The 14770-nt window shown below is 61.9% G+C and carries 15 protein-coding genes; 9 read left to right on the top strand and 6 right to left on the bottom strand.

Going from position 1 to position 14770, the window contains the following annotated elements:
- Window positions 1-242: 242 nt before the first annotated feature.
- The 5 genes from BLR69_RS27055 (at window position 243) to rlmF (ending at window position 6994) form a co-directional block, all read left to right on the top strand.
- Window positions 243-1733 (top strand): leucyl aminopeptidase, encoded by a 1491-nt coding sequence (locus BLR69_RS27055; protein ID WP_071494016.1) that lies wholly within the window; start codon window positions 243-245, stop codon window positions 1731-1733.
- Window positions 1734-1884: 151 nt separating this feature from the next.
- Window positions 1885-2313, top strand: coding sequence for a DNA polymerase III subunit chi (locus BLR69_RS27050; protein ID WP_012722396.1), 429 nt, complete (start codon window positions 1885-1887; stop codon window positions 2311-2313).
- 7 nt (window positions 2314-2320) lie between these two features.
- A complete protein-coding gene (locus BLR69_RS27045) occupies window positions 2321-2704 on the top strand; it encodes a DNA polymerase III subunit chi (RefSeq protein WP_071494017.1) in 384 nt (127 codons plus the stop codon).
- A gap of 201 nt (window positions 2705-2905) precedes the next feature.
- Window positions 2906-5752, top strand: coding sequence for a valine--tRNA ligase (locus BLR69_RS27040; protein ID WP_071494018.1), 2847 nt, complete (start codon window positions 2906-2908; stop codon window positions 5750-5752).
- Between the two features lie 225 nt (window positions 5753-5977).
- Window positions 5978-6994, top strand: coding sequence for a 23S rRNA (adenine(1618)-N(6))-methyltransferase RlmF (rlmF, locus tag BLR69_RS27035; RefSeq protein WP_071494019.1), 1017 nt, complete (start codon window positions 5978-5980; stop codon window positions 6992-6994).
- Window positions 6995-7165: 171 nt separating this feature from the next.
- Here the strand turns inward: rlmF and BLR69_RS27030 are convergent, their stop codons facing one another.
- Window positions 7166-7447 carry an HU family DNA-binding protein gene (locus BLR69_RS27030; RefSeq protein ID WP_003188840.1) on the bottom strand — a complete coding sequence of 94 codons (282 nt, stop codon included), beginning with the start codon at window positions 7445-7447 and terminating at the stop codon, window positions 7166-7168.
- 397 nt (window positions 7448-7844) lie between these two features.
- On the opposite strand from BLR69_RS27030, the gene yejK reads away from it, so the two are divergent.
- Window positions 7845-8849, top strand: coding sequence for a nucleoid-associated protein YejK (gene yejK / locus BLR69_RS27025; protein WP_010212893.1), 1005 nt, complete (start codon window positions 7845-7847; stop codon window positions 8847-8849).
- Entirely contained in the window at window positions 8849-9199 is a 351-nt protein-coding gene (locus tag BLR69_RS27020; protein WP_058425785.1) for a glutaredoxin family protein, read from the top strand. Before yejK ends, BLR69_RS27020 begins: the two co-directional genes overlap by 1 nt.
- Here BLR69_RS27020 and BLR69_RS27015 read toward each other — a convergent pair whose 3' ends face one another.
- The 5 genes from BLR69_RS27015 to BLR69_RS26995 are packed head-to-tail and all read right to left on the bottom strand — an operon-like array spanning window position 9200 to window position 12961.
- The gene (locus tag BLR69_RS27015) at window positions 9200-10177 is read right to left on the bottom strand and encodes a FecR family protein (protein WP_071494020.1); all 978 of its coding nucleotides are present in this window, start codon (window positions 10175-10177) and stop codon (window positions 9200-9202) included. It lies immediately after the preceding gene.
- Window positions 10174-10752, bottom strand: a complete 579-nt coding sequence (locus BLR69_RS27010; protein ID WP_071494021.1) for an RNA polymerase sigma factor — start codon at window positions 10750-10752, stop codon at window positions 10174-10176. Before BLR69_RS27010 ends, BLR69_RS27015 begins: the two co-directional genes overlap by 4 nt.
- An 8-nt stretch (window positions 10753-10760) precedes the next feature.
- Window positions 10761-11087, bottom strand: a complete 327-nt coding sequence (locus BLR69_RS27005) for a DUF3325 domain-containing protein (protein WP_071494022.1) — start codon at window positions 11085-11087, stop codon at window positions 10761-10763.
- The gene (locus BLR69_RS27000) at window positions 11088-12662 is read right to left on the bottom strand and encodes a PepSY-associated TM helix domain-containing protein (protein WP_071494023.1); all 1575 of its coding nucleotides are present in this window, start codon (window positions 12660-12662) and stop codon (window positions 11088-11090) included.
- A complete protein-coding gene (locus tag BLR69_RS26995; RefSeq protein ID WP_071494024.1) occupies window positions 12659-12961 on the bottom strand; it encodes a DUF3649 domain-containing protein in 303 nt (100 codons plus the stop codon). The genes BLR69_RS27000 and BLR69_RS26995 overlap by 4 nt, the downstream gene beginning before the upstream one ends.
- Before the next feature lie 170 nt (window positions 12962-13131).
- Between BLR69_RS26995 and BLR69_RS26990 the strand changes: the two genes are divergently transcribed.
- A complete protein-coding gene (locus BLR69_RS26990; RefSeq protein WP_071494025.1) occupies window positions 13132-13620 on the top strand; it encodes a sigma-70 family RNA polymerase sigma factor in 489 nt (162 codons plus the stop codon).
- The gene (locus BLR69_RS26985; RefSeq protein WP_071494026.1) at window positions 13617-14558 is read left to right on the top strand and encodes a FecR domain-containing protein; all 942 of its coding nucleotides are present in this window, start codon (window positions 13617-13619) and stop codon (window positions 14556-14558) included. Before BLR69_RS26990 ends, BLR69_RS26985 begins: the two co-directional genes overlap by 4 nt.
- Window positions 14559-14770: the final 212 nt, after the last annotated feature.

The following is a 14770-nucleotide window of genomic DNA, read 5'->3' as shown; positions in this document are numbered from 1 at the left end:
CAAGCATACCGAGACAGCCCGTTTACACAGGGCCGGCTAAAAAGATGGCGCATTATCCTGTGATTGACCGCGCCTGTCACGGAGCTTGCTCGTACACACGCACAAAGCGTGCACCAAGGGTTGTCAGGCTCCGTCGGCGAGGTTCAAACTGCGGCCTTTGTCGCCGGCGGTTTACACAGCTGCCTGGTATTAAAGCCGGAGTACAGACTCCTGGCTAACCGACCTTTATAAGGGACCCGAAAATGGAACTGGTTGTAAAAAGCGTTAGCCCCGAAACGTTGAAAACCGCCACCCTCGTGGTCGCCATCGGCGAAGGCCGCAAGCTCGGCGTGGCCGCCAAGCAACTCGACGAACTCAGCGGCGGCGCCATCAGCGCGGTGCTCAAGCGCGGCGACCTGGCCGGCAAAGTGGGCCAGAGCCTGCTGCTGCAAAGCCTGCCCAACCTGAAAGCCGATCGCGTATTGCTGGTAGGCGTGGGCAAGGATGCCGAACTGGGTGACCGTCCGTTCCGCAAGATCATCAGCGGCATACTCACTACCCTCAAGGGCCTGGGCGGCAGCGATGCAACGCTGGCCCTCGACGAAATCGTGGTCAAAGGCCGTGACAGCTACGGCAAGACCCGCCTGCTGGCCGAGAGCCTGGTGGACGGCGGCTATATCTTCGACCAGTTCAAGAGCACCAAGGCCGAACCGCGCGCCCTGAAAAAAATCACTCTGCTGACCATCAAGGCCGCCCAGGCTGAAGTCGAGCGCGCCGTGACCCACGCGACTGCAATCGCCAACGGCATGTCGTTCACCCGCGACCTGGGCAACCTGCCGCCGAACATCTGCCACCCGACTTTCCTCGGCGAACAGGCCAAGGCGCTGGGCAAGGAGTTCAAGGGCCTGAAAGTCGAAGTGCTGGACGAGAAGAAGATCAAGGAACTGGGCATGGGCTCGTTCTATGCCGTGGGCCAGGGCAGCGACCAGCCGCCACGCCTGATCGTGATGCAATACAACGGTGGCAAGAAGTCCGAGAAGCCTTACGCCCTGGTGGGTAAAGGCATCACCTTCGACACCGGCGGCATCAGCCTCAAGCCGGGCCTGGGCATGGACGAGATGAAGTACGACATGGGCGGCGCCGCCAGCGTGTTCGGCACCCTGCGTGCCGTGCTGGAACTCAAGCTGCCGATCAACCTGGTGTGCATCCTGGCCTGTGCCGAGAACATGCCGAGCGGCGGCGCGACCCGTCCTGGCGACATCGTCACCACCCTCAGCGGCCAGACCGTCGAGATCCTCAACACCGACGCCGAAGGCCGCCTGGTGCTGTGCGATGCACTGACCTACGCCGAGCGCTTCAAGCCACAGGCCGTGATCGACATCGCCACCCTGACCGGCGCGTGCATCGTCGCCCTGGGCTCCCACACCTCCGGCCTGCTGGGTAACAGCGACGAGCTGATCGAGCAACTGCTCAGCGCCGGTAAAGCCGCCGACGACCGCGCCTGGCAACTGCCGCTGTTCGACGAGTACCAGGAACAGCTGGACAGCCCGTTCGCCGACATCGCCAACATCGGCGGCCCGAAAGCCGGCACCATCACCGCGGCCTGCTTCCTGTCGCGCTTTGCCAAGAACTTCAACTGGGCGCACCTGGACATCGCCGGCACAGCCTGGACCAGCGGCGGCAAGGACAAGGGCGCCACTGGCCGTCCGGTGCCCCTGCTGACCCAGTACCTGCTGGATCGCGCCAAGGCCTAAACCTCGCCGCGCGCCTTGTAGGAGCGAGCTTGCTCGCGAAGAACGTCAACGATAACGCGTTCATCCTGGATGAACGTGTTGCCATTAGGTTTTTCGCGAGCAAGCTCGCTCCTACAGTAGAGCAGCGGCCACGGCAGCGTCAGGAACCGCAATGACCCAAGTCGATTTCTATATATTGCCCAGCGCCGATCCGCTCGCGCGCCTGGACTTTGCCTGCAAACTCACCGAAAAAGCCTGGCGCATGGGCCACCGCATCTACCTGCATTGCAGCGATGCCGCCCAACGCGATGAGCTGGATGCCCGCCTGTGGCGCTTCAAGGGCGAAAGCTTCGTACCCCACGGCCCCGCCGAGTCTGAACCTGAAGGCCTGGTGGTACTGGGTCTGGGCGACAGTTGCGGCGATCACCATGACCTGTTGGTCAACCTGGACCTGAAAGTACCGCCGTTCGCCAAGGCTTTTGCCCGTGTGGCAGAGGTGGTGGTGGAAGATCCGGCTATTCGTCAGGCCGCGCGGGAGAGTTTCCGTTTCTACCGCGAACAGGGCTATCCTCTCCAGGATCACCGGCTACAACGACTTTGAGTAAATGATGGACACGCCAAACCCGCTGAAAAAAGACGACCACCTGTTGGACGACCTGGAGTCGATCCGCCAACTGCTGGGTGATGATGACTTGCAACCGCCGCTGTTGACCGAATCGGTCGAAGGCGAGGTACAGATTCCGCTGCTGTTCGATATGGTCGGCGGCAAACCTGTCGCGCCGGAGCCGGTTGTCGAAGCTCCCGCCGTCGAACCTGCCCCCACTGAAAAAGGGCCCGACGCCCTTCTGCTGCACCTGGACAACGAACTGCGCGCCGCCGCGCAACTGATCATGCAAGACGTGATCGACGACTTTGCCCCGCACATCGAAACCGAGATCAAGCGCCGGCTGGATGCGCGGATGGAGCGGCTGCTCAGCCAATACCAGTCCTGAGCCTTGCATAATCTCCCTGTGGGAGGGGGCTTGCCCCCGATAGCGATGGGTCAACAAATGCTGAGTTGACTGACACGCCGCCATCGGGGGCAAGCCCCCTCCCACATTTGATTTGCACAAGTCTTCAACTCGCCCTCAGCTCCCAGCCCCGTTATACTTGCCGGCTTTCCTGAATAAATGCCAACTAGGGTCCCGCCGCGCATGGATAAGACCTACCAGCCGCACGCCATCGAAACTTCCTGGTACAACACCTGGGAATCCGAGAATTATTTCGCCCCGCAAGGCGCGGGCGATTCCTACACCATCATGATTCCGCCACCGAACGTCACTGGCAGCCTGCACATGGGCCATGGCTTCAACAATGCGATCATGGATGCCTTGATCCGTTTCCGCCGCATGCAGGGCCGCAACACCCTGTGGCAGCCAGGCACCGACCACGCCGGTATCGCCACCCAGATGTTGGTGGAACGCCAACTCGAAGCCACCGGCCAGAACCGTCACGACCTGGGCCGCGAGAAATTCCTGGAAAAGATCTGGGAATGGAAGGACCAATCCGGCGGCAATATCAGCCGTCAGATCCGTCGTCTCGGTTCGTCCGTGGACTGGAGCCGCGAGCGCTTCACCATGGACGATGGCCTGTCGGAATCCGTGAAAGAAGCCTTCGTGCGCCTGCATGAAGACGGCTTGATCTACCGCGGCAAGCGCCTGGTCAACTGGGACACCAAGTTGCACACGGCGATTTCCGACCTCGAAGTGGAAAACCACGACGAGAAAGGTTTCCTGTGGAACCTCAAGTACCCGCTGGCCGACGGCGCCAAGACCGCTGAAGGCAACGACTACCTGATCGTCGCCACCACGCGTCCGGAAACCATGCTCGGCGACGCCGCCGTGGCGGTTAACCCGAACGATGAACGCTACCAGGCGCTGATCGGCAAGTTCGTCGAGCTGCCGCTGGTTGGCCGCCGCATCCCGATCATCGCGGACGACTACTGCGACCCTGAATTCGGCACCGGCTGCGTGAAAATCACCCCGGCCCACGATTTCAACGACTACGAAGTCGGCAAGCGCCACAACCTGCCGCTGCTGAACATCTTCGACAAAAATGCTGCCGTGCTGCCGGCCTGCCAGGTGTTCAACCTGGACGGCACACTGAACGAGAGCATCGACGGCAAGATCCCGGCCGAATACGCCGGCCTCGACCGTTTCGAAGCACGCAAGCAGATCGTTGCCGCCTTCGACGCCGCCGGCCTGCTGGTGAGCGTTGACGACCACGGCCTGAAAGTGCCGAAGGGCGACCGCTCTGGCACTGTGATCGAGCCGTGGCTGACCGACCAGTGGTACGTGTCCACCAAGCCGCTGGCAGAACCGGCCATTGCCGCCGTTGAAGACGGCCGTATCCAGTTCGTGCCCAAGCAGTACGAAAACATGTACTTCTCGTGGATGCGCGATATCCAGGATTGGTGCATCAGCCGTCAGCTGTGGTGGGGCCACCGCATTCCGGCCTGGTACGACGAGTCGGGTAAGGTCTATGTAGGCCGTGACGAAGCCGAAGTGCGTGCCAAGCACAACCTGGGGGCAGACGTTGCGCTGCAACAGGACAACGACGTACTGGACACCTGGTTCAGCTCCGGCCTGTGGACCTTCTCCACCCTGGGCTGGCCGCAACAGACCGAGTTCCTGAAGAAATTCCACTCCACCGACGTGCTGGTCACCGGTTTCGACATCATTTTCTTCTGGGTTGCCCGGATGATCATGCTGACCATGCACCTGGTGAAGAACGAGGATGGCACGCCACAGGTACCGTTCAAGACCGTGTACGTGCACGGCCTGGTGCGTGATGGCCAGGGCCAGAAGATGTCCAAGTCCAAGGGCAACGTCCTGGACCCACTGGACATCATCGACGGCATCGACCTGGAAACCCTGGTGCAGAAACGCACCTCGGGCCTGATGCAGCCGAAACTGGCGAAGAAGATCGAGAAGCAGACCCGCGACGAGTTCGCCGATGGCATCGCCAGCTACGGCACCGACGCCCTGCGCTTCACCTTCTGCTCGCTGGCGTCCACCGGTCGCGACATCAAGTTCGACATGGGCCGCGTCGAAGGCTATCGCAACTTCTGCAACAAGATCTGGAACGCCGCGCGCTACGTGCTGGATAAAGGTGAAGACTGCGGCCAGAACGGCGAAGCCGTCGAACTGAGCCTGGCCGACCGCTGGATCATCTCGCAGCTGCAGCGCACCGAAGCCGAAGTGACCCGCCAGCTCGACCAGTTCCGTTTCGACCTGGCCGCTCAGGCCTTGTACGAGTTCATCTGGAACCAGTATTGCGACTGGTACCTGGAACTGTCCAAGCCGGTCCTGTGGGACGAGAACGCACCGATCGAACGTCAGCGCGGCACCCGTCGCACCCTGGTGCGCGTGTTGGAAGTGGCGTTGCGCCTGGCGCACCCGTTCATGCCGTTCATCACCGAAGAAATCTGGCAGCGCCTGGCGCCACTGGCCGGTATCGAAGGCAAGACCATCATGCTGCAACCTTGGCCGGTGGCCAACGAAGCGCGCATCGATGAGGCGGCCGAAAGCGATATCGAATGGCTCAAGACCCTGATGATGGGTACGCGTAACATCCGTGCCGAGATGAACATCGGGCCGGGCAAGCCATTGGCGGTGTTTGTGAAGAACGCCAGCGCCGAGGATCTGCGTCGTCTCGCCGAGAACGATGCGCTGCTCAAGAAGCTGGCGAAGCTGGAGTCGATCACCGTATTGGCAGCCGGCGAAGAAGCACCGCTGTCCGCGACCGCACTGGTTGGCGAGATGGAAGTGCTGGTGCCGATGGCCGGCCTGATCGACAAGGGTGCCGAACTGGCCCGTCTCGACAAGGAAATCGCACGCCTGCAAAGCGAAGTGCAGCGGGTGGGCGGCAAGCTGTCCAACGCGGCGTTCGTCGACAAGGCGCCGGCTGAAGTGATCGAGAAGGAACGCGCCAAGCTGGCCGAGGCCGAACAGGCCCTGGGCAAGCTGGCGGAGCAGCATGCGCGGATTTCCAGCCTGTAAGGTGTGAGTCGTGTAGAAAAAGAGACCTTCGGGTCTCTTTTTTTGTCTGAAACGCCTGTACACGCGGCCAATGTGGGAGGGGGCTTGCCCCCGATGGCGGTGTATCAGTCTCATTCTTTTTGACTGTCACACCGCCATCGGGGGCAAGCCCCCTCCCACATTTGACCGGGACAGGCTCAGGATGTGTGACAATGCCCACCACTTTGAGCCAACACCAGAATCATCATGACCGCCCCCAGCACGCCAAAACCTCCGCGCAAGAAGCCTAAAACCGCAGCCACGGCCAAGCCCGTTGTGCCGCGCAAAGAGGCCACCCTGCATCCGCGCAACCGCCACACAGGCCGCTACGACTTCCCGGCGCTGATCAAGACCACGCCGGAACTGGCGCAATTCGTGATCATCAACCCGTACGGCAAGGAAAGTATCGACTTCGCCAGCCCGGATGCGGTGCGCGTGTTCAACCGTGCGCTGCTCAAAGCCTTCTACGGCATCCAGCACTGGGACATTCCGGCCGACTACCTTTGCCCACCAGTGCCGGGGCGTGCGGACTACGTACACTTCCTCGCCGACCTGCTGGCCAGCACCAATGAAGGCAAGATCCCGCGCGGTTCGATCGTCAAGGTGCTGGACATCGGCATGGGCGCCAACTGCGTCTACCCACTGATTGGCTATATGGAGTACCGCTGGAACTTCCTCGGCTCCGAGGTCGACCCTATCGCAGTGGCCGCAGCCAAGGCGATCGTGCAGTCCAACGACCTGAGCAAGGTCATCCAGTTGCGCCAGCAAACCAACCCCAAGCAGATCCTGCTGGGCTTGCTGGAGCCGGGTGAGCGCTTCGACCTGACCATGTGCAACCCGCCGTTCCATGCGTCCATGGACGAAGCCACCAAGGGCAGCGAGCGTAAATGGCGCGCCCTGGGCAAGGCCGATCCCAAGCGCAAGTTGCCGGTGCTGAATTTTGGTGGCCAATCGGCCGAACTGTGGTGTGAAGGGGGCGAAGCGCGCTTTGTGACGCAACTGATCGCTGAAAGTGCGCATTTTGCCCACAAGGTGTTGTGGTTCAGTTGCCTGGTGTCAAAAGCGTCGAACTTGCCCGCGATCGAGACAGCCCTGAAAAAAGCCGGCGTGCTGGAAAGCCAGGTGGTGGAAATGTCCCAGGGGCAGAAGCAGAGCCGCTTTGTAGCCTGGACTTTCCAGACCAAGAACGAGCAACAGATCTGGCGCCAGCGCTGGGTGCGCTGACGGCAACCCTGTAGGAGCGAGCTTGCTCGCGAAAAAACGCAATGGCACCGCGCTTATCCAGAATGCCCGCGTCATCGTTGACGATCTTCGCGGGCAAGCCCGCTCCTACAAATTGCAGGCAACAAAAAACCGTGCCCGGATCGCTCCGGAGCACGGTTTTTTTGCTGCGTCTTACTTGTTAACAGCGTCGGTCAGGCCTTTGGCCACAACCAGCTTGATAACTTTCTTGGCAGCGATTTCGATGGCAGCGCCAGTCGAAGGGTTACGGCCAGTACGGGCAGGACGCTCGGTCACTTTCAGTTTGCCAACGCCTGGCAGAGTGATTTCGCCGCCGTTTTCCAGCTGGTCAGCAACAACTTGGCTCAGTTGGTCCAGCAGAGCGCGCACGGTAGTTTTCGGTGCGTCTACTGCTTCAGCCAGGTCAGCGATCAGTTGGTCTTTAGTAATAGCCATTGTGGTGTTCCTTCCCTATCAAATTCATATGGATTGCAGAGTGCAGTGTCAGCCGTCGAGCCCGACCGTCATGGCCTGGCACCCCAGGCTTATAACCACGGAGATCGGGGTTATAGATGCTTGAAACGGGGATTGGTTCGACCTGACAGATGCTGAATGCACGCTTATCGCCGAGACTTGGCGTAAGACGGGGCAAAACTAGCACAGAGACGGGGAAATATCCGCCTCTACCTACCCATTTGGTCAGCTTTATCGCTCTAAACCGTGAAAAAAAGGCATATGCCCCGTCGGAAGCTGCCCAAAACACCCTTCGAAGCACGTCTTGGCCAATGGTGCGGTACACTTGGCGACTTTTCGGGGAGGCCCACCGCTCCCCTCTCAACCAGCCGAGAAGCCTATGCCGATCCGTCATTGCATCGTCCACCTGATCGACAAAAAACCCGACGGCACACCCGCAGTTCTCCATGCCCGCGACTCCGAGCTTGCCGAGTCGGCCGCCATCGAGAACATGCTTGCCGACCTCAACGAGAGCTACAACGCCAAACAAGGCAAGGCCTGGGGTTTCTTCCATGCCGAGTCGGGCGCGCACCCGTTCAGCGGCTGGTTGAAGGAGTATTTCGACGGTGGGCAGGATTTCACCACCTTCAGCCGCACCGCCGTCGAGCACCTGCAGAAGCTGATGGAAGAATCCAACCTTTCCACCGGCGGCCACGTACTGTTCGCCCACTACCAACAAGGCATGACCGACTACCTGGCCATCGCCCTGCTGCACCACAGCGAAGGCGTGGCGGTGACCGACGAGCTGGACGTGACCCCGTCCCGTCACCTGGACCTGGGCCAACTGCACCTGGCGGCGCGAATCAACGTGTCCGAGTGGCAGAACAACAAGCAGTCCAAGCAGTACATCTCGTTTATCAAGGGCAAGAACGGCAAGAAGGTGTCGGAATACTTCCGCGACTTTATCGGCTGCCAGGAAGGCGTCGACGGCCCGGGCGAGACCCGCACCCTGCTCAAGGCCTTCAGCGACTTCGTTGAAAGCGAAGACCTGCCGGACGAATCCGCCCGCGAAAAAACCAAGACCCTGGTGGACTACGCCAGCAGCCAGGCCAAGCTTGGCGAACCCATGGGCCTGGAAGAACTGTCGGGGCTGATCGATGAAGATCGGCCAAAGGCGTTCTACGACCATATCCGCAACAAGGATTACGGCCTGTCGCCGGAGATCCCGGCGGATAAACGCACCCTCAACCAGTTCCGCCGCTTCACCGGCCGCGCCGAAGGTTTGTCCATCAGCTTTGAAGCGCACCTGCTGGGCGACAAGATCGAATACGACGAAGCCGCCGGCACCTTGATCATCAAGGGCCTGCCGACCCAACTGACCGACCAGCTCAAGCGCCGTAACTGATGCTGGGCGGGGTCTTCAAGAAAGTCCTGCTGGTATTGCTGGTGGTGGTGGTGATCCAAAACTGGGGCAAGATCGAGCGGGTGTTCAACCCCTCGCAGGTGGTGCCAGAGCAGACACGGGCGAAGGCGCGCGTGGTGCTCTACGCCACCGAATGGTGCGGGTACTGCAAGCAGATCCGCCGTTTCCTGGACCAGAAAGGCATCCCCTACCAGGCGTTCGATATCGAGAAGGACGCCCAGGCGCGCAAGGCGTATGAGGCGTTGGGCGGCGGTGGGATTCCGTTTGTGGACGTGAATGGCACGCTGATTCGCGAGTACAGCCCGGAGAAGATCATGGCGGCGCTGAAGTAATCAGCGCACCACGATCATCCGCCCTAGCACGTGGTGCTGTTCAAATCCCAGCAGCGCCTGCAACGCATTCAGCACCGCCTGTGGGTCCTTGCTCGGGAAGCTGCCGCTGACGCGTTTGGCGCCCATCTCGTCGTTGAGCAACAGGATGCGACCGGGGTAGTAACGGCCCAGGTCCTTCATCACGTCCGCCAGCGGCGCCTTGTAGTAGTTGAGCCAGCCGTCGCGCCAGGCCAGGCGTGATTCGCTGTCGACCCCATGCATCGGTTCGGCACTGCCATCGGCGTAGGCCACTTGCTGGCCGGCGGTAAGAATCTGCTGTTGCCCCTGCTTTGACGGCGTCACGCCAACCCGCCCGGACAACACCGTTACCTGGGCGCCTGCCGGTTGCAGGCGCACTTCGAATTGCGTACCCAGCACCCGCGCTTCCCCGCTGCCCGCCTCCACCACGAAGGATTGTCCGGTGTGAGTCACGCTGAAAAAACCGGCACCGCGACGCAACTGGATATGCCGCTCGCCATGGCTGAAATCCACGGCGATGGCGCTGTCGGCGTCGAGAGTGACCTGGGATTGATCAGCCAGGGTGACGGTCTTCACCTCCCCCGGCGCAGTCACGTAGTCCGCACCAAAGTCATCGACCCAGCGCGACGGCTGCCAGCCGGCGCCCATGGACACCATCACCAACAGGCACGCAGCCATGGCCAACGCCCCGGACCAACGCACCACCCGCGAACGCTTCGAGGTGTTCATCGCATTGAGGTAGCCCTGCAACGCCATGGCCTCTTCATCCGCCAGCCTGCGCGCCGGGACTTCGCTCAACTCCCACAGCACCTGGGCCTGGGCATACGCCTCGACATGCGCAGGATCGGCCCGCAGCCAGCGGCTGAACGTGGCCTGGTCTCCGCTGCTCGGCTGGTCATGCAACAGGCTCAGCCAGGCCAGTGCGGCGTGTTCCTGGGCGGGCGTGGGGGTGACGTTCACGGTGCTTTCCCTGGCGTGCGTGGGGATGAGGGGCCGCGAAGGCTGGCTTTGCAGGCTTCGAGGGCACGCATCATATGTTTTTCCACGGCACTTTGGGACAGGCCCATGGCCTTGGCGATTTCTGCGTACTTGCGGCCGTGGATGCGGTTGAGCAGGAAAATCTGCCGCGTGCGCTCGGGCAAGCTGCGCAGGGCCGCTTCGACATGGCGCAGATCGTTGCCGGCTTCCAGCGCCGCCTGGGGCTCGGAGCCTTGGTTGTCCTGCTGTTCGGGCAGCCAGCCTTCGTTGCTGCGCACCCGCGCGCCTTCGCTACGCAAGTGATCGATGGCGATATTGCCGGCGCAGCGCAACAGGTAGGTACTGAGCTCTTCGACCTGCACCAATGGCCGGCGCCAGAAGCGCAGGAACAGGTCCTGTACCAGGTCGGCCGCCGTGGCGCGGCACCCCACGCGGCGACTCACCAAGGCTTCCATCTGCGAACGCTGGGACAGGAACACCTGCAGGAAATGTGCACGCCCACCTGCCGCGTCAGCGTGCTGGCTGTCCTGGGGTTCCGGTGGGGTGCTGATCATCATGGGCGGGCTCAGAGGGTGGCGAAGGCTGCAACGGGGCTGGCGAGCAGGCTGACACCCGCCAGGATCAGGGCCTGCCTTGGCCGATACGGCAACAGCAACACCAACAGCAGTGCGCTGAGCATCAACACGGCGCACCACTCCACCAGGCCCTGGCCCCAACCGGCGATGGCCACGGCGGGCCAGATCGACACGGTCAGCAGCAACCACCCGGCCACACGCAACCCCAGGCGCCGGCGAGGGGTGGGTTTGCTGTGCAACAGTTCGCCGTGGTGGCGGTCGGTGGACAAGCACAGCGCGGTAAACCCGACGTAGCACATCAGCAGCGCCAGTAGCATTCAGTTCGCCTCCTGCTTGAGCGTCAACCCGCGTGCACGTTCGGCCTTGGGCGCGGGCACGCTGCGATGCTGCATCCTCCAGGCGGCCCAGCCAAGGAACACGCCGCTGGCCAGGCACGTCAGGTCGAAGCCGGCCATGGCCCAGTCGCCGGAGGCCAATGAAACGCCGAGGTGGTGCGAGGTGGTCAACGTGTTGAGCAATGGAATGGCGATAAACAGCAATGCGCCGACGCTCAACTGCTCGACCCAGCCCTGGCGGCCACGCCGCAGGATCGCGTGCAGCAGGCTCAGGCCCCAGGCGATGAAGAACGTTTGCACTTCCCAGTCGGAACGCTCGGCGAAGCTCACCGGCAGCAGGCGGTTGGCCCAGAAAAACGCGGCGATGGCGATCATCAGGCCGGACATGCTGGCAATATTGAGCACTTCCACCAGCCGCAATTCGAAGGGCATCACGCCGGTCTTGGCGTGCTTGAGCTGGCGCTTGCCGAGCCAGATGACCAGCCCGGTGCCGATCATCGCCGTGCCCGCGAGGCCGCAGATAAAGTACAGCCAGCGCAGCACCGGGCCGGCGAAATGGCCCATGTGCAGGCCGTAGAAACTGCCGCCGATGGCAGCCGGCAGCGACTGCCCGCCACTCACTCGCAACAGTTCGCCGGTGCTGCCATTGAAGGACACAGTGCTGCCGAAATCGTGTACCACGCTGTCGGAACCGGCGCGGAATACATTGACCGAGGCATTCACATCGCTGGGGTTATTCACCGCCACACGCCCCACATGCCCACCCGCCCACTGCGCCCGCGCCTGCTCGTACATCGGCACCAGCGGCAGCAATGTGCCTGGCTGGCCCAATGCAGGGGCGTTGTTGGTATTCGGGAACACCTCGCTGAAAAAGGCGCGGGTGTCGTTGCCATAGGAAGCCAGGATCGGTGCCGGCATCACCATGCTCATGAAGATCACCAGGCTGCTGTAGGTGATCATCAGATGGAAAGGCAGCACCAGCACACCCACCGCGTTGTGCCCGTCGAGCCAGGAACGCTGGCCTTTGCGGGGGCGGAAGGTGAAGAAGTCCTTGAAGATTTTCTTGTGGGTGATGATGCCGGTGATCAGCGCGATGAACATCACCATCGCGGCGATGGTTGACAGCCAGCGGCCCCACGGGTGAGGCATTTGCAGCTGGAAATGGAAACGATAGAAGAACTCGCCGCCCATGCTTTCACGGGCCTGTACGGCCTGGCCGGTGACGGGGTCGAGGGTTTTCTGGATGAAGTTGCCACGCTTGCCGGGGTCGACTTTGTCCTGCCACATCACCGACAGGCCAGGGTCGCGGCTATCCGGCAAAGTGATGAACCAGCGTGCGGCGGTGGGTGCGACCTGCTGCAGATAGGTTTGGGCGACGGTAAGGCTGCGCGCATCGTCCAGGGGACGGGCCTGCACTTCGGGCTGCATCCAGTGGCTGATCTCGTCCTTGAAATACGACAGGGTGCCTGTCAGGAAAATCGCAAACAACAGCCAGCCAAAGATCAACCCGGCCCAAGTGTGCAACCAGGCCATGGCCTGACGGAAACCCTCTTTCATACCCGTGCCATCCACAAGCCCACGCCCGCCAGGGTGGCAAACGCGGCACTTGGCAGCATCACGCCGAACCAGGCACGTGCGGCGCTGCGGCAGGCGAAACACCAGATGACTGCCAGCAGGTAGAACACGAAGGAACTCATCATCCCGGTAATCACCGCATCAGCGCGGGAGGTGGGCAGCCACAACGCCAGGCAGATACTGGCAAGGGACGCCATCAGGTAACCGCCCACCACCGCGGCCAACACGCGCGAGGTCACGGCGAGACGATAGGAGACAGGCAGCGAGGTTTTGCTTTTCATGCGGGAGGCGCCAGGTTTATCAGCGCGCAATATTAATGATAAATATTCTCATAAGCAAAACAGAACGGATGAATCACCTGCGCAGATGGATTGCCGAAGCCACTCACGCGCCCTACAATGCGAACAATTCTTGTTCTCTAAAGCATGGCGATGCTTGTGGAGTGTTCCCGTTGAGCCCGTCCAACACCGTCGAAGTTTTGTACACCGATCATCACCACTGGCTCACCGGCTGGTTGCGACGCAAGCTCGGCTGCCCGGAAAGCGCCGCCGACCTGGCCCAGGACACCTTCATTCGCGTGCTCACTGCGCGGGAACCCCCCACGCTGGTCGAGCCCCGCGCGTTTCTCACCACGGTTGCCAAGCGCGTGCTGTTCAACTTCTACCGCCGCCAGGACCTGGAGCGCGCCTACCTCGATGCCCTGGCACAGATGCCCGAACACGTGGCGCCATCCGAAGAAGAACGCGCAATCATCCTGCAGACCCTGGTGGAGCTGGACCAACTGCTCGACGGCCTGCCGGTGCAGGTCAAGCGCGCCTTCCTGCTGGCGCAACTGGATGGGCTGACCTACGCGCAAATCGGCGCGGAGCTTGGGATTTCCATCGCCACCGTCAAACGTCACCTGACCAAAGCGGCCATGCGCTGCTATTTCGCCCTATGAACTTCTCCACTCAAGTCGCCGAACAGGCCGTGCATTGGCTGATGGAAATGCAGCAAGGTGGACTCAACCCTCGCCAGCAGGCTGCCTGGCAACACTGGCTGAACGCCCACAGCGAACACCAGCGCGCCTGGGACCACATGCAACGCGTCAACCAGCGCCTGCGCGGCATGCCCTCGCCCCTGGCCCACGCGGCGTTGAACGCGCCAACCGCCACCAGCCGGCGCCAGGCCCTCAAGCTGCTGTTGATCCTCGGTGCCGGTTCGGCGGCTGCCTGGGGCCTGCGCCAGCAACATATCCTGCCGCCGCTCACGGCCGACTACCGCAGCCCGGTCGGCCAGCGCCGCAAAGTGCAACTGGCGGACGGCAGTCAGTTGCAGCTCAATACCGGCAGCGCGGTGGACGTGCACTTCGATGGCCAGCAACGGCTGATCCGCCTGCTTGAGGGCGAAATCCTGCTGACCGGTATCGCCGGCAACACACCGCTTAACGTGTTGACCGGCCAAGGTCTGCTCACCAGCCACGCTGCACGCATGAACGTGCGTCAGTTCAACGACCACACCCAGCTGGCGGTATTCGATGGCCGCGTCGAGGTAATGCCCAACACCTACAGCGGCCTGCCGCTGACGGTCGAGGCCGCACGCCAGGTCAACTTCACCCGCAAAGGCTGGGACACCCCACGCCCCACCGACGCCAACAGCGGCGCCTGGGCCGACGGCATGCTGGTCGCCGCCCACATGCGCCTGGAAGATTTCCTCGGCGAACTCGGCCGTTATCGTCGCGGCCAGGTCAATTGCGACCCGCAGGTGGCCAACCTGTTGATCTCCGGCAGCTACCCGCTGGACGACAGCGAACGGATTCTGGACCTGCTGGAAGTGAGCCTGCCGGTAAAAGTACGGCGCTTCACGCGGTATTGGGTGACGGTACAGGCACGCGTCTGATCAGCTCTACTGTAGGAGCGAGCTTGCTCGCGAAGACCCCCGAGAACGCCTCGGGGTGTCAGGCTTTCCGCGTTATCGTTGGCGTTTTTCGCGAGCAAGCTCGCTCCTACAGAAAGCCTGCCATTCAACTATTTTTTGCAACTGTGAGCCGTTTTCCACACCTCGCGTGACAGAGAAGGAAAGCCCCCTTGATCCTTCCTTCTCAGGACCGT

The organism is Pseudomonas azotoformans (assembly GCF_900103345.1).
GTDB lineage: Bacteria > Pseudomonadota > Gammaproteobacteria > Pseudomonadales > Pseudomonadaceae > Aquipseudomonas > Aquipseudomonas azotoformans.
This window is presented reverse-complemented; position numbering and strand designations above follow the sequence as displayed.

Coding starts and splice junctions, on each gene's coding strand:
- BLR69_RS27005 (WP_071494022.1), bottom strand. CDS start 11,087: ATGCTACTGGCGCTGCTGATGTGCTACGTCGGGTTTACCGCGCTGTGC.
- yejK (WP_010212893.1), top strand. CDS start 7,845: ATGCCGATCCGTCATTGCATCGTCCACCTGATCGACAAAAAACCCGAC.
- BLR69_RS26985 (WP_071494026.1), top strand. CDS start 13,617: ATGAACTTCTCCACTCAAGTCGCCGAACAGGCCGTGCATTGGCTGATG.
- BLR69_RS27000 (WP_071494023.1), bottom strand. CDS start 12,662: ATGAAAGAGGGTTTCCGTCAGGCCATGGCCTGGTTGCACACTTGGGCC.
- BLR69_RS26995 (WP_071494024.1), bottom strand. CDS start 12,961: ATGAAAAGCAAAACCTCGCTGCCTGTCTCCTATCGTCTCGCCGTGACC.
- BLR69_RS27040 (WP_071494018.1), top strand. CDS start 2,906: ATGGATAAGACCTACCAGCCGCACGCCATCGAAACTTCCTGGTACAAC.
- BLR69_RS27020 (WP_058425785.1), top strand. CDS start 8,849: ATGCTGGGCGGGGTCTTCAAGAAAGTCCTGCTGGTATTGCTGGTGGTG.
- BLR69_RS27030 (WP_003188840.1), bottom strand. CDS start 7,447: ATGGCTATTACTAAAGACCAACTGATCGCTGACCTGGCTGAAGCAGTA.
- BLR69_RS27045 (WP_071494017.1), top strand. CDS start 2,321: ATGGACACGCCAAACCCGCTGAAAAAAGACGACCACCTGTTGGACGAC.
- rlmF (WP_071494019.1), top strand. CDS start 5,978: ATGACCGCCCCCAGCACGCCAAAACCTCCGCGCAAGAAGCCTAAAACC.
- BLR69_RS27055 (WP_071494016.1), top strand. CDS start 243: ATGGAACTGGTTGTAAAAAGCGTTAGCCCCGAAACGTTGAAAACCGCC.
- BLR69_RS27010 (WP_071494021.1), bottom strand. CDS start 10,752: ATGATGATCAGCACCCCACCGGAACCCCAGGACAGCCAGCACGCTGAC.
- BLR69_RS27050 (WP_012722396.1), top strand. CDS start 1,885: ATGACCCAAGTCGATTTCTATATATTGCCCAGCGCCGATCCGCTCGCG.